Source organism: Leeia sp. (assembly GCF_041909055.1).
GTDB lineage: Bacteria > Pseudomonadota > Gammaproteobacteria > Burkholderiales > Leeiaceae > Leeia > Leeia aquatica.
The window spans coordinates 262467-276637 of the sequence record NZ_JAYREC010000004.1 but is presented as its reverse complement, the minus strand read 5'-3'; the positions used below and the strand labels follow the sequence as shown (position 1 = coordinate 276637).

Annotated in this window: 14 protein-coding genes; 6 read left to right on the top strand and 8 right to left on the bottom strand. The window is 60.5% G+C overall.

Going from position 1 to position 14171, the window contains the following annotated elements:
* Positions 1-14: 14 nt before the first annotated feature.
* The 3 genes from ACE3O2_RS12150 to ACE3O2_RS12140 form a co-directional block, all read right to left on the bottom strand.
* Complete coding sequence (locus ACE3O2_RS12150; protein ID WP_374337838.1) at positions 15-710, bottom strand: hypothetical protein; 696 nt, start codon at positions 708-710, stop codon at positions 15-17.
* Positions 711-1122: 412 nt separating this feature from the next.
* The gene (locus ACE3O2_RS12145) at positions 1123-1656 is read right to left on the bottom strand and encodes a GNAT family N-acetyltransferase (protein ID WP_374337836.1); all 534 of its coding nucleotides are present in this window, start codon (positions 1654-1656) and stop codon (positions 1123-1125) included.
* Positions 1657-1663: 7 nt separating this feature from the next.
* Positions 1664-2203 (bottom strand): cysteine hydrolase family protein, encoded by a 540-nt coding sequence (locus tag ACE3O2_RS12140; protein WP_374337834.1) that lies wholly within the window; start codon positions 2201-2203, stop codon positions 1664-1666.
* Positions 2204-2354: 151 nt separating this feature from the next.
* Between ACE3O2_RS12140 and ACE3O2_RS12135 the strand changes: the two genes are divergently transcribed.
* The 5 genes from ACE3O2_RS12135 to ACE3O2_RS12115 all read left to right on the top strand — a co-directional run bounded on the left by ACE3O2_RS12135 (position 2355) and on the right by ACE3O2_RS12115 (position 8517).
* Positions 2355-3293 carry a hypothetical protein gene (locus tag ACE3O2_RS12135; protein WP_374337832.1) on the top strand — a complete coding sequence of 313 codons (939 nt, stop codon included), beginning with the start codon at positions 2355-2357 and terminating at the stop codon, positions 3291-3293.
* Positions 3254-4708: a DUF3404 domain-containing protein gene (locus ACE3O2_RS12130; RefSeq protein ID WP_374337830.1), complete on the top strand. Its 1455-nt coding sequence runs from the start codon at positions 3254-3256 to the stop codon at positions 4706-4708. Before ACE3O2_RS12135 ends, ACE3O2_RS12130 begins: the two co-directional genes overlap by 40 nt.
* Positions 4705-5358, top strand: a complete 654-nt coding sequence (locus ACE3O2_RS12125) for a response regulator transcription factor (RefSeq protein ID WP_374337828.1) — start codon at positions 4705-4707, stop codon at positions 5356-5358. The genes ACE3O2_RS12130 and ACE3O2_RS12125 overlap by 4 nt, the downstream gene beginning before the upstream one ends.
* A gap of 68 nt (positions 5359-5426) precedes the next feature.
* The gene (locus tag ACE3O2_RS12120; protein WP_374337826.1) at positions 5427-6209 is read left to right on the top strand and encodes a DUF2861 family protein; all 783 of its coding nucleotides are present in this window, start codon (positions 5427-5429) and stop codon (positions 6207-6209) included.
* Between the two features lie 100 nt (positions 6210-6309).
* Positions 6310-8517: a glycoside hydrolase gene (locus ACE3O2_RS12115; RefSeq protein ID WP_374337824.1), complete on the top strand. Its 2208-nt coding sequence runs from the start codon at positions 6310-6312 to the stop codon at positions 8515-8517.
* Between the two features lie 70 nt (positions 8518-8587).
* On the opposite strand, the gene ACE3O2_RS12110 is transcribed toward ACE3O2_RS12115, so the two are convergent.
* Complete coding sequence (locus ACE3O2_RS12110) at positions 8588-9196, bottom strand: glutathione S-transferase C-terminal domain-containing protein (RefSeq protein WP_374337822.1); 609 nt, start codon at positions 9194-9196, stop codon at positions 8588-8590.
* A 161-nt stretch (positions 9197-9357) separates the two neighbouring features.
* Here ACE3O2_RS12110 and ACE3O2_RS12105 point away from each other — a divergent pair, with 161 nt between their 5' ends.
* Positions 9358-10668, top strand: a complete 1311-nt coding sequence (locus ACE3O2_RS12105; protein WP_374337820.1) for a hemolysin family protein — start codon at positions 9358-9360, stop codon at positions 10666-10668.
* A 34-nt stretch (positions 10669-10702) separates the two neighbouring features.
* On the opposite strand, the gene ACE3O2_RS12100 is transcribed toward ACE3O2_RS12105, so the two are convergent.
* The 4 genes from ACE3O2_RS12100 to ACE3O2_RS12085 all read right to left on the bottom strand — a co-directional run bounded on the left by ACE3O2_RS12100 (position 10703) and on the right by ACE3O2_RS12085 (position 14089).
* Complete coding sequence (locus ACE3O2_RS12100; protein ID WP_168877230.1) at positions 10703-11482, bottom strand: IclR family transcriptional regulator; 780 nt, start codon at positions 11480-11482, stop codon at positions 10703-10705.
* A 45-nt stretch (positions 11483-11527) separates the two neighbouring features.
* Positions 11528-12811 carry a sensor histidine kinase gene (locus tag ACE3O2_RS12095; RefSeq protein WP_374337818.1) on the bottom strand — a complete coding sequence of 428 codons (1284 nt, stop codon included), beginning with the start codon at positions 12809-12811 and terminating at the stop codon, positions 11528-11530.
* 5 nt (positions 12812-12816) lie between these two features.
* Positions 12817-13503, bottom strand: a complete 687-nt coding sequence (locus ACE3O2_RS12090) for a response regulator (RefSeq protein WP_205882023.1) — start codon at positions 13501-13503, stop codon at positions 12817-12819.
* A 61-nt stretch (positions 13504-13564) separates the two neighbouring features.
* On the bottom strand, positions 13565-14089 hold the full coding sequence (locus tag ACE3O2_RS12085; protein ID WP_374337815.1) for a periplasmic heavy metal sensor: 525 nt from the start codon (positions 14087-14089) through the stop codon (positions 13565-13567).
* Positions 14090-14171: the final 82 nt, after the last annotated feature.

The window sequence follows — 14171 nt, the reverse complement described above, 5'->3', positions numbered from 1 at the left end:
GCCACCCGGCAGGTTTAGTCGAGCTGCTGCAGGCGGTGGAGGATACCGGCTTCGTCCACCGGCGAGAAAAAGTAGGGATAGAATGAGCGCTCCTTGGCGGCCAGCTCCGGGCGACCACCAAAGCGCTGTATCTGTTGCTGGGCATAAGCGATGGGGATATGCAGCAGCACTGCGGGTGCATTCACGCGCTGGCACAGGCGCTCTTCGCCGATGATGCTAAAACCGAGTGCGCGATGATAGAAGCCGACATGGCGCGGATTGACTTCGATTATGATGTCCGAAGCCCCACGCAAGCGACAGGCAATCAGCATGGCAATGTGAAACATGGCACCCAGTACGCGCTTGGAGCGAACATTGGGGTCAACAGCAAAGCGGCCGAATTCACACAGGCGACGCCCCTCCGCATGCAGACGGCTGATGATCTCCGGGTACAGCTGTGCGGCAGACAAGGCCTCACTTTTGAAATTGACACTGAGGGTGCCCAGGGCATTCTCGCCCACCTGCGCGACGATGGTGCTGGCGTCCGGGGCATGGCTGATGGTGGTTTCCATGCTGTAACCCCGGCTGGCGTACATCCGGTGCAGCAAGGCTTGATTTTGTCCGCTGCGTGACAGGCGAATCTTGTAAGTCTGCAACGTTGGAACGACGCATGACTTTCCTGACTCAGCGGACAGTTCCAGTCCGGCAATGGTGTAACTTTCCCTGCTCATATACTTCATCCCTGTGGCAAAAGGGGGTGTCCAAAGACATCCTTTGCCCCTTCCGTACGCGTCTGGTGAGGCTTTTTCTTATCGTACGTAGGCCCGGTTTGAATTGTCAAAATTTGTTAAAACCCATGTTTTTTGTAAAAATTCCCATCGCATATAAATGTAATAACTGCTTAAGTAATTGATATTTAGATAAAAAAATAAATATAAAAAATGACGTAGTCATTTTTGGTGTTGGGAAAATGAGGGATGGCCTGTTGATGCTGCGGTCATTGTCCCGACAGGCGGTGGGAACGCAGGAATGAGCGTAAGGGAAAAAATGGAGAGTGTTGATCAGGAAGGCTGACCTGCCCCGGAGCATGTAAAATCGGGGCGGGCGATCATGTCCATGACATGGCAGGGCAGGAAGGGGAGCTTAGCGCAGCATCGCAGGGGAGAGATGACGGAAGCGCCAGCCTTCGCCGCCACGAAATGGCATGGTGGCTTCCAGCTGGGCCCCCAGACGCTCGGCTACGGCCCGTGAAGCGACATTGCCGGTAGCGACCACGCTGATGGCCGTGGTCCAGCCACAATACTCATAAGCCGCTTGCAGGGCACGCCTAGCGGCTTCGGTCGCGTAGCCTTTTCCATGATGCTCCGGCAGCAGTGCCCAGGTAATTTCCGGCTCTGGCCAGCCTTCCGGAAACCAGGGGCCTGACAAGCCAACAAACTGCCCGCTTACCTTCTCCTCCAGCGCCCATGGGCCATAGCCATGCAGCAGCCAGTGCCCGGCGTATACGGCCATCTTGCGCCAGGCATCCTCCCGCGAGCAGGGACCGCCGTAAAACTGGGATACCGGGTCGGCAAAGAAGTGGGCCATGGCTTCAAAGTCCGATTGCTGGAAAGGCCGTAACAGGAGCCGTTCGGATTCAAAGCTGGGGATGCTGTATGTGTGGGTAGTGGGTGACATATGCAGCTCACAATGCCGTATTGAAGCGGATGTCAGCGCTGTTCAGGGCCTGGATACGCGGCCCGAAGCTGCTGATATTGGGCAGGGTCGCGTTTTCATGGGCCCGAATGGCGGCAGCGGTGGCGTGCGGCTTGTCGTGCGTGGTGTGGGCATCCGCGACAAGGGAGACCGGGTAGCCACGCGCTGCTGCTTGCCTCACCGTGGTATCAACACAGAATTCGCAGGCGTAGCCGCAGATCACCAGTTGTTTGACCTGCTCCGCATCCAGCAGCGCTTGCAGCTCGGTCCGCAAAAACGAGTCCGGCGTGGTTTTGCGTACCTCCCGATCGCTGGGCTCCCGCAGCAATCCGGGCTGCAGCTGCCATCCGGGAGACTGGTACGCCAGCGGGCTCTCCGGCTTCTCGTGCATGATCCAGATTACCGGTTGGCCCGCCGCACGAGCTGCAGTGGTCAGCTGATTGATGCGCTCAATCACCTGCGCCAGTTCAAACGGCGGGGTACTGAACAGGCCTTGCTGCATGTCGATAACAAGAAGGGCGGTTTTCACGGCGTGGGCGTCTCGGCTGGCAAATGGAGCAGTGTAATGCAGGAGGGCGTGTTGCGCATCAGGCCGAACTGCTATGCTTATATGCAATTGTCACAGGAGAGGTGGGATGTGGTTTTGCACTAGCTGGGCTCGTGTTGGGTTGATCGGATTCATGCTGCTGCTGAGTATTTCGGTACAGGCAGAGGATGAACTGACATTTCGGACACGACTCAAGCTACAGGTTCAGGAGAGCTTGCAGCGGGAAAAGTTTGACGATCTGGAAAAGGTGGCCCAGATTTTTCGTGATCGGCAAACACGCACCGGAAGTGGCGTGTGGGCGCTGACACAGTTTTACATGAGTTTTTCATGGATGGATCTGGCAAATGACCAACATTGGAACAAAGTTGAACAGACGCTGCTGCGCTGGCAAAAGCGTTTCCCCGCATCAGCGACACCGGTGATTGCCTACGCGGCAGCGCTGTCGGAGCGGGGACGACAGATACGCTCGGACAGGGGGCGAGAACAGGCCTCTTTATTCTGGAGGCGGGGCTATGACTTACTTTTGCATACGAAATCCTTTTCGGACAAAGATCCTTCTTGGTATGTCCAGATTGGTTACGCAGGATGCACCCATGACTGGAAGCCCCAGGAGTTCGACAAGTTGCTGGAAGAGGGTATGACGCGCTTCCCCGCGCACTATCAAATGTATTTCGCAGCGCTGGAATACTACCGATGCAATACCACCCAATTACCATATCATCTGGAGGGCATTGCTTCGCGTGCGGCACGCAATAACAAGGCAACCGATGGTGATGGGCCCTATGCCCGTGTCTACTGGTACGCTGCCGAAGCTTACTTTGGCGATCGTTTGTTTCAAGACACGAAGGTCAATTGGCCACGGATGAAAAACGCCATGGACGATGTACTGCGTCAATACCCGGATCAGTGGAATATCAATAACTTCGCCTACTTTGCCTGTCTGAAGGGGGACAAGGCCAAGACGCGGGAATTGCTGGGCAGGGTGACCACACCGATCATGGATGTCTGGGACAGTGAGGAGCGGTTCCAGCAATGCAGGCATTGGGCCAACCAGGGCGTGAAGTCGGCGTGAGGGTCTGGCTGGGCTTGCTGTGGCTCTGTCCATGGCTGCTGCATGCGGCGGTGGGCTCGGTGGACCAGGCTTACCAGGGGTTTCGTCAATCCTTGCTGCAGGCGCCTGTGCTGATGGAGTGGCGTGGCGAGGACCTGCAGCGGGCATTGCCCTTACCCCTGCTGCAGCCGGCGCAGATGGAGCCGCAAACCGGCCGTTACCCGCTCGACGCATTGCAGCAGCTGTACCGCTATCAGCAACAATGCCAGGGACCATTACCAGACTGGCCCGGTCTGCAGGCCGCCGTGGAGTTTGAGCGTGCTCGCTGTGAAAACCGCGCATTGCCAGAGGCCTGGTATGCCCACTCGGGCTGGATTCATCCCGGTGGCGGCAGTTATGCAGCACGAACCTTACAGCAAGCGCCAGCACGGCGTGTTGCCTTGCAGCCCTACCTCCATTTGCGTGAGCGTGTGTTTCTGGCTTCCCAGCAGGGCATGCTGGCGCAGCTCAGCCGCTTGAATGACGCGCAGTTGAATCGCTTGCTGGATGGTGAACCCTGGATACAGGCGGGAGATCGCTTGCTGATGGCGCAGAGCGGCGGCTACCGCGTGTATGCGCCGGAGGTCTGGCAGTCCTTGCTGGCACAACAGGACTTGCACTGGCAGCCAGAGCGGGACGAGGGCTTCTGCCCGTACCCGGTTGGAGCGGGATGCTGGCGCTTGTCGGAACCGACACCCCGGTGGCTATGGTACGGGATCATCCTGCTATTGCTGCTGGGGGTGAGTCTGGCCATGCTGTTGCAACGGCTCTGGCTGCGCCGCCGTGCCGCGCGGGAGCGACAGCTCATTCTGCAGGTGCTGACCCATGAGTTGCGCACGCCCATCGCCAGCCTCGGGCTGACCATTGAAGGGTTGCGGGCCCGGTTTGATCATTTGCCTACCGAGGTTCACCCGCTATTTGCGCGCCTGTGTGATGATGGGGTACGGTTGAGAAAACTGGCGGAGGCCAGCCGAGACTACTTGCAGTCCGGTGCGGAGGCTGCTGCGATGCAGCATCTTCCTTCCGTGGCCGAATGGGCCAGACAACGCCTGGATGAAACATCTGTGCCGCTCGAAGTCATCAGCGATGGTGCCGTGCAAGTCAGCCCTTACTGGCTGGCCACCTGTTTTGACAACCTGCTGCGTAACGCACAGCAGCACGGCCGGGGGGCAGTCAGGGTGCAAGTAGAAGCGGACCAAAAATGGGTGCGGCTGAAGATCATGGACCAAGGTGCGTTGACGGCACGTGCGTTACCTGCCTTGCTTCGGCCATTTCAAAGTCGGCAGGGTATGGGCTTGGGGCTGACCATTGTGGAAGCCATGATTCGGCGTATGGGCGGCCATCTCAGCCTGTCGGGGCCGCCGACCTGTTTCAGCCTGGTGTTGCCCAAAGCATGAATACCATCCTGTTGCTGGAAGATGATCCCGGTGTGGGCGCAGGGGTAAAGGAGGCGCTGGAGCGCGAGGGTTACCGTTGCCACTGGCTGCTGCAAATGGCGGCCGTAGCGGAGCACTGGCCAGCCGTTGATCTGGCGATTCTGGATCGACAGCTGCCGGAAGGAGATGCGCTGGAGCGGTTGCCCGCCTGGTTGCAACTCAAGCCCATCCCGGTGCTGTTGCTGACAGCACGGGTCGAAGTGCGTGACCGGATTGCCGGACTGGATGCCGGGGCCTGTGATTACATCAGCAAGCCGTTTGCGGTGGAGGAGCTGCTGGCGCGGGTGCGGGTACAGCTGCGTGGCGTCGAGCCTGAGCGTCGGGTGGTGGGGGCGCTGGAGCTGGTGTTGCGTGAGCGCAAAGCGTACTGGCAGGGTGAGGAAGTGGGGCTGACCCGTACCGAGTATGATTTGCTTGGCTGCCTGGTGTCGCACCTGGGCAAAGTGTTGACCCGTGATGAGCTGCTGAATCAGGTATGGGGTTACGATCACTTCCCGACCACGCGCACGGTGGATACCCATGTCCTGCAACTGCGGCAGAAGCTGCCGGGCTTGCCACTTGAGACCCTGCGCGGGGTGGGCTATCGGCTGCAAATCGTGAGCCCGTCATGAGGGGGTGGGCCGGTTGGGTGTGTGCCCTTTTTTGCGCCGGTGTACAAGCGGCACCCTCGGCGTGGTTCATGCGGCAGGATGCCTTGACGCGCTTTCATCAAACGGTGCTCGAAGGGCGGGTCGATGCGCTGCTGCCCGCCTGGGTGGAGGCCTGGCAGACTGGAAAGACAGACTGGCAACAACAGCTGATCGCTGCCTGGCCGTTGCTGTTGCAACAGGAGTGCGGCAAGACGCTGGCTCCGGCTATTACCATGGCCAACCCGGTCTGGACACTGGAGCTGGATCGGATTCGTGAACCCCTGATGCAGCGCTATCGGGTACGCTTGCATGGCGTGAGCCGACAGCGGCTGACGCAACTGCAGCTGATCCGGCAAGATGGTGCGGTGCTGCTGGACCAGCAGAGCAAGGCTACGCCCATTCAGTGGACAGCCAACGGTGAGTTTGATCTGGCCACCCCGGATGACCCCTTGCCCTGGCAAGCGGGCTTGTATCGGCTGGTATGGAAGGCTCCGGGGGGCTCACCTCAGCAGCAATGGCTGATTCTGCCACCGGCCTTGCCGGAAGGGGTGCTGAGAAATACGGGTGAAGAGGGCTGGCAAATTGCACCTGCGTCCCCGTTGCCCCCCTCCTGTCCTGTACCAGAGCTACGGATGGCCATCTACGACCTGGGGCGTAAAGACTGGTTGCCGGTCTGGCATGAGGCGCACGAACGGGCCTTGCCCCTGTCCTTCCCGCCACTGACACTCCCCCGTGGACGCTACTGGCGAACTGTGAGCTGGGTGGAGCGTAGCCAGCAAGGCAGCATTCGCCTGGAGCGACAAGTACGTTTGTCCGCCTTATGGCTCCCCTAGCACATTCCTGACATTGCCCTGACAAAGCTCCGCGTAGGCCATGCTGCAATACGGCCGAACGTCCTGCCATCGGGGCAGGGGGCGACAGAAGGAGTGGGATTTGCGTATTCGTTATCTGGCTGGCCTGCTATGGCTGGCAACTTCATCCACGTGGGCCGAGGTATTGCTGAGCAATGCGCAATGGCAGATCCGGGTGGACCCGGCTACCCTGGCGATGCAGGTTATCCCGGCGGGCGGTGATCGTATTGTGGTCAGCCAGGGACAGAAAGTGGCACAAGACATTTCGGGGTTGAAACAGGACCAGCAGCAGGCCAGCTGGCGCTGGCCTGGCTTTCAATGGACGATGACCCTGCGTGGCGCGGATTTGAACCTGAGTGTTCAGGCCGATAAAGCCAGCACGCTCTCCTGGCTGCAGCAGCCTGCATCCGCCATGGGGCGGGGGATGGTATTGCCACTGGGCGAAGGCGGCTATGTGCCCGCAGGGCATACCGGCTGGCAATCCCTGATCATGAGCCAGTATGCCGAGATGGACAGTACCGAGTCGTTGAGCCTGCCACTATGGGGGCTGGACCACGGCAAGTGGGGCTTGCACTGGATACTGACCAATCCCTACCACAATACCTTGCAATGGTCGGCCGATGGCAAAGGGCTGGCGCTCAATGTGTCGCATCAATTCTCGGTTCTGGGTGAGCGCAAGCCCATGACGGCAACCTTGCATCTGGAACAGGGTGATGTGCTGGCCGGCGCCAAATGGTATCGAAACTGGCTGCAATCACAGGGGCTGGTCGAGGGGTTGGCGGATAAACTGAAACAGCAGCCAGAGGGGCGCAAGCTGATTGGGGCCAGCCATATTTACCTGTGGGGTGGCGGTTTGCTGGCCAGCAAGGATGTGCAGGATTGGCCGACCTGGGTTGGCCAGTTGAAAGGGGGCGGGCCCTTGTCGCAAGCGGTGCGGGCAAAACTGTCTGCTGATGCATTACAGCTGCTGGCACAATGGCCAGCCACTGCCGATGGCTACCAGAAGCGTACCCTGGTTGCTGCGGTCAATGAAGCGTTGTATTCGATGGCCCGGCAAAACTGGCAGCAGGAAACCATGGACATGGCAGCCATTGCGCCCGCTTACAGCCGCTTGCGTCAGCAAGCAGAGCAGGAGTGGGGAGCGGCCCTGGCGGCACCAGCGCAATGGGGTGGCGGGGTGTCGACTGCAACCGTCAAACGATTGCAGCAAGCGGGCCTGGCGCGGCTATGGCTGGGGCTGGACAGCTGGGAGGGTGGGCTGTGGCACCCGGAGGCCATCCGGTCTGCGGTAGCGGCAGGCTATCTGATCGGGCCTTATGATTCCTACGAAACCGCCTTGCCGCACGGCACGGAGCCAGACTGGAACAGTGCCCATCTGGGGCAGGACGCCTATACACGTTGCGCCATCATCAAGGCGAATGGGCAAGCCAAATCCGGCTTCAAAGGCTCAGGCCACTACACCAATCCGGATTGTGTACGGCCGCTGCTGCAAGCGCGTGTGCAGCAGCTCAAGGCCGCCGCCGGTTTCAACAGCTGGTTTCTGGATGCCTACGCTGCGGGCATGTTGTTTGACGACCATGCCGCCTCCCGCAAGCAGGATCAGTCGGCTGTCGCCGCAGGTTATGTCACCAGCCAGCGCTGGCTGGGCCAGCAGTTACCGCTGGGCTCAGAAGGTGGCAATGCGGTGACCGCCTCCGGCATCCTGTTTGCCCACGGTATGCAGACGACGGTATTTGGCTGGGGCGACAAAGCCCTGAAAGACAAAACCTCGCCGTACTACCTTGGACGCTATTATCCGGCGGAACAGCCTGAAGTCTTTTTCAAAGCCGTACCGGTGAAGGAACCTTACCGCAGCACCTTGTTTGAGCCAGCTAACCGCTTGCCACTCTACCAGACGGTTTTCCATGGTGCGCTGATCAGCAGCCATCACTGGTCCGCGGACAACCTCAAGTTCCAGGGTGAGGTTCAACGACGTATTTTGCTCAACCTGCTGTACAACGTGCCACCCATGTTGCATTTGAGTGAGGCTACTTTGGGCAGTCGTTTGCCACTATTGCAAAAGCTGGACTCGGTGTTTCGCCCGCAGCACGAGCAACTGGCGACCCAGCGCATGACAGCTTTTCGCTGGCTGTCGCCCGACCGGCTGGTGCAGCAGACCACATTTGAGGATGGCAGTACGCTGACGGCCAACTTTGGTGCACAGGCTGCGCAGGTGGAGGGCGGGAGTGTGCCCGCTGGTAGCCTGCGGGTGCGTATGAGTGGGAAGCGCGAGGTGATGTATACGCCGTGACACTGCGGGCTAGCGCGCCATGCAAAACGGGGCATTAAGCCCCGTTTTGTTTTTTATTCTGCTGTCTCGGTCAGACCACCGGTATCGTATCCTGGAAGCCGCTGCGCTCCAGCAGCTTCTGGTAATGGCGCTCCAGGTTGGGGTACTGGGTTTTCCAGTCGATATCCGGGAAGCGCAGTTCCAGGTAGCCCAAAGCACAACCCACGGCAATGTCCGCCAGGGTATAGCCTTCATCCACACACCACAACCGGTCCCCCAGCTGCTCGGCCATCACCGCCAGTGCGCGGCTGATCTTGCCGTGCTGACGGGCGATCCACTCTTCATCCTGCTTGAGGCTGCTGCGCTTGCGCTCAAGGAAAATGGTGACAGCGGCATCGGTCATGCCATCGGCCAGGGCTTCCCAGCGCTTGACCCGCGTGAGCGGACGGCCTTCTTGCGGCAGCAGGCGGCTGACGGGGGAGAGGCGATCCATGTATTCCACGATGACCCGTGAATCATACAGGGTGTCGCCATCATCCAGCACCAGCACAGGAATCTTGCCCAGCGGGTTGTAGTCAGGCACGTGCGTGTCTGCATTCCACGGGACATCGACTTCATAATCCAGCGTCAGCTGCTTCTCAAGCGCAACAATGCGGGCCTTGCGGGCATACGGGCTGGTGAGGGAGATGATCAGTTTCATGCGTTACCGATGTCGGACGTTCTGATTTCCATTATAGGCGAAGGGCGGGCGGCTGTGTTGTTGCATTGCGGAAAATGATGCTGCTGCCGGTCGGGTTAGCGGATGCGCTATAATGCCGCCATCTGCTTGACGATGAGGTAGCTCGGGGTACCCCCCCGCCCATGAATCAATTCTTTTATATCATCCTGGCACTGCTGCTGGTAGTGCTGAACGGTTTTTTTGTGGCCGCCGAGTTCGCGCTGGTCAAACTGCGGCAAACCCGAGTAAAGACCATCGCCCGCGTCTACGGGCTGCCGGGCCGCATTCTGGCCAGGGTACATGGTCAACTGGACGAATACCTGTCTGCCTGTCAGCTGGGGATTACGCTGGCCTCGTTGGGGTTAGGGTGGGCGGGCAATCCAGCCTTTGCCGACCTGCTAACGCCGGTGTTGCATGGTCTCGGCGTGGAAAACGTCAAGGTCATCCAGTACATTTCCATTGCTTTTGCCTTCCTGATCATCTCCTTCCTGCATATTGTTGTGGGTGAGCTGGCACCCAAGTCCTGGGCTATCCGCATGTCGGAAAAAGTGGCGATCTTTGCCGCGCTGCCGCTGTTCATCTTCTACTGGCTGATGTACCCGGCCATCTGGCTGCTCAACCGTAGTGCATCGGTGGTGCTACGGGTGTTCGGGGTGACGGGCGGGCATGGTCATGACAGCAGCTACTCCGCCGATGAGCTGAAGCTGATCCTGCGCACCAGCCGCAACAGTGAAAAATTCACGCGCGACGAATGGAACGTGATGGCGCACACCCTCGAGTTCAGCGAACTCGATGTGGTGGAATTGATGCGGCCTTACAACGAAATGGTCAGCCTGTCGGCGAAGGATTCAGTGGAGCAGAGCCTGGAGCGGATTGCGCAGAATCGTTACAGCCGCTACCCCTGGCTGGATGAGCAGGGTGAAGTGGCGGGTGTCATTCACATCAAGGATCTGTTCTTTGCCGAGCGTAAAGGGCAGACGCTGGATGACCTGAGCGAATTTGTGCGGCCCGTGCAGTTTGTCGCCCCTGAAACGCCCGCGCTGGAGTTGTTCCGCCGCTTCCGCGAAGGGGCACCGCACTTTGCGGTGATCCAGAGCGAGGGGCAGGCCCCGCTTGGCTTCCTGACGCTGGATAACCTGTTGGCCGCACTGGTGGGGGAAATCCGCGACGAATTCCGCCAGGGGCGCAATGACTGGACCGAGCTGGATGATGGCACCTTGATCGGCAAGGGCAGTCTGCCAATCTTCTCGCTGGAGCGGGCACTCGGCATTGACATCGAAACTGAAGAGGTCGACTCGGTAGGCGGCCTGATCATGCTCAAGCTGGGCAATGTGCCGAAAGAGGGCGACCGCGTGCGCTTTGACGCGTTCGACCTGGTGGTGAAACGGATGAGTGGTCCACGTATCCTGCTGGTGCGGGTTTATCCGCGTGCCCAGGAAGAAGTGGAACATTGAGGCGACACCACCCTTGGCGGGTCACGCCTGACGGTTAGGCGCGGCCTCCCAATTGCCTGGCCAAGGCCTGCAAGCGGGGGGCAATCTCGTCCTCCAGCATGGCTTTGCTGAGGCGAAAGGCCGGGCCGCTGCAGTTCAAGGCCAATGGTGGCTGTCCCGGGCTGGCTTTGAGGGCGACACCGATGGCATTAATATCCGCCTCAAACTCTCCCAGAGACAGGCAATAGCCTTTTTCAGCGTAATCCTGCAAAGCCGCAGTGAGCCCGGTCTGGATGGTCGGCCAGCGTGTGCCATAGTGCTGGCTCAGCTCCTCCAGAACTGCTGCGCGTTCATGCGCAGGCAGACCCGCCAGCCAGGCGCGGCCGATGGCGGTGGTGGCCAGTGGCACGGTAGAGCCGACATCCAGCTTGATACCAAGTCGGGTCGGGGCGCGGCTGGCTTCCACATAAATCATGCTGACACCGGAGCGCGCAGCCAGTGTGACCGAATGCCCGGTTTCCTGTGACAGTGCACGCATCAGTGGTGCGGCGACATCACGAATGTCCAGCGTCGAGAGGGCGGCATAGCCCAGCGCCAGAACCCCGACCCCAGGCCGGTAGCGGCCACTGTCCGGGTCCTGTGCCAGATAGCCCAGCTGCAGCAGGGTATAGGTCAGACGCGAGATGGTGGATTTGGGCAGACCGGTCCGTGCGGCCAGTTCCTGATTGCCGAGCAAGCTGTCACCGGGCTGAAAGGCCCGTAATACGGTCAGACCGCGCGCCAGCGCAGTGACAAACAAGCGGTCTTTGCCCGCACCCAGATCATCTTCTTCCATGCTGCAGAACTCCATTCCGTTATGCGGCATGGTAAAGGGCGAGGCTCAGCTTTGTCGAGGGCCCGTGAGCGGCAAATATACTGTGAAACAGCTGCCACCGCTACCTTGTTGCCGGTATTCGACCTGACCGCCATGGTGGCGGGCGATGCGGTCGACCAGCGCGAGCCCCAGACCATGACCACCATCGCCTTCGGCGGCGCCAGGCGGACGGTAGAAGGGTTCAAACAAGCGCAACTGGGCGTCTGGCGGGATGCCGGGGCCCGCGTCGCAGACTTGCAGGACAGCGCGTCCATCCTGCTCGAGCAGCCCTACCGTGATCGGCGGTGCACCGTAGCGCTGCGCATTCTCCAGCAGGTTACGCACCAGTCGGCGCAGCATGCGGGCATCTCCCTGGCAATGAAGGTTGGCCAGCGTGACGCTGGCTTGATATTGCGCCGCCAGCTCGGTACACAAGGCCGTCAGGTTTACGCTGTCCATGCGTGCGGGCTGCGGGCGGGCATCCAGCCGGCTGAGCAGCAGGATTTCTTCGACCAGTTCGTCCAGTTCGGTGATGTTCTGTTCCAGCTCGGTGCGGAGTGCGTCCGGCGCACGATCGGCCAGCAGGGTGCTGACCATGCGCAAGCGGGCCAGCGGTGAACGTAGCTCATGCGACGCATGCGCCAGCAGCTCCTTGTGAGCATGCAGCAGCGCGTGAATGCGCTGAGCTGCAGCGTTAAAGCGGGTGGCGAGCAGCGATACCTCCGCGGGTCCTTCCAGCGGCAACGGTGTCTGGAAATCCCCCTCACCCAGCGCATCAATGCGGCTGATCAAACGGTCCATGCTGCGGGTCAGGCGTCGGCTCAAGGGCCAGGCGGCAATGGCCACGGCGACCGCCAGAATGGCCAGCGCGCTCAATAAAGGAACCGAGAGCGGCGGATGCGGGGGGCGGCCCACATGCAATACGCGGCCGTCCGCCAGCCGATAGCTGCGCACCGGGCCACGTGGGGCTTCTTCTTCCGGTGAAACACGCAGGCGCGGGCCCAGCTGTGCCAGCACTTGCCCGTTGGCGGCGTTCAGGCTGATGGCCATGTCGAGGTCGCCCGCAATGTCCTGCAGCGCCTGCTGCTGCACCGCAGGTGGCGCACTGGCAGGGGGCAGGCTGTGCTGCAGCAGGCGACTGATCGCCACCGGCCACTGCGGCGGCACTGGTGGCCCGCCCAAGGTGTGGAACAACAAGGCCGCCATGCCGGCAAAGATCAGCAAGGCCAGCACCAGAGTCAGGTAAATATGCCAGTACAGCTTGTGGCGAATGCGGGGGCGGGCAGGGCGCTGCCGGTGACGATGTCGCATGCTGATCAGTCCGTCGCCGGGCGGGCCAGCATATAGCCGATGCCACGGATGGTGAGGATGCGTTCCGGCTGCTTGGGGTCGTCGCCCAGTGCTTGCCGTAACTTGGAAATGTGTACGTCAATGCTGCGATCAAAAGCTTCCAGATGTTCCCCGCGCATCGACTGCATGATCTGGTCGCGGCTCATCACCCGCCCTGCGTTGCGGGCCAGACACCACAGCAAATCAAACTGATGGCCAGTCAGCGCGCGACGTTCACCCGCCACGCTCAGCGTCCGGCTGTCCGGGTCCAGTTCTATGCTGCCGAGCTGCAGCAGCTGAGCACGGGGTTCATCCTGCTGGCGGCGGGTGATGGCCCGCAGGCGCGCCAGCAGTTCCCGCGCATCAAACGGCTTGCCCAGATAATCGTCGGCGCCCAGCTCCAGCCCGACAATGCGATCCGCCACATCGCCACGGGCAGACAGCATCAGGATCGGCAAGGGAAACTGCTGGCGGATGGTCCGGCACAGGTCCAGACCATCCGCATCCGGCAGCATCAAGTCCAGTACCAGCGCGTCAAAACGCTGCTGTTGCAACAGCTGTAAACCCGCCTGCCCGGTTGCCGCAGTCTGTACCTGCAGGCCTTGCAACTGCAGGTAGTCTGCCAGCATCCGGGTCAGACGCTGGTCGTCGTCAATCAGTAGAATCTGCATCATCCGTCCATCAGGGTCATGAAGCGCGGCAGCACGCCCCATGACCAGGTCGGCGGGCTGACGGTCAGCCATGATGACCAAAATGACCCCGCTGTGGCAACATCCGCTCCATCAGTTTGACCCGTTGTTCCGGCGTCAGCGTTTGCGCGACTTCCGTGATCCAGCCACTCATCTGGCGCGACGCTTCGTCCATGCGCTTGATGCGCTCGGCCCGCAGCGCCTCCAGTTTGGCGGTGTCCAGTGTTGGGCTGGAGAGCAGCTGCTTCAGCTCCTCGCCTTGGCGTGCATCGGGCCGCATGTCGCGCATGGCAGCAAACGCTTTGGTGGCCGACTGCATCAGTTTGGCTTGCTGTTCCGGAGTGGCCCCGACCTCTTGCAGCGCAGACTTTAGCCGGTTTTGCAGGTGGGCCTGCATCACTTCCGGATTGCCGTGCTGCATGAAGTTGGCGGGTCCAGTGCATCCGCCATTCGGGGCCATGGCGTAGACGCCACCTGCCAGTACCAGCCCCATGCTGCTGGCCAGTAGCGCACGCCGTTGCCAGCGGTGCATGCGGATACGGTGCTTCATCATCTTGATACGTTCAAACATTATGGGCTCCTGGGTCTGTGGCAACATGCCATGAGTGCAGATTAGCCCTGTGGCGTAAACCCTTGATGTGCGGTCGGTAAAG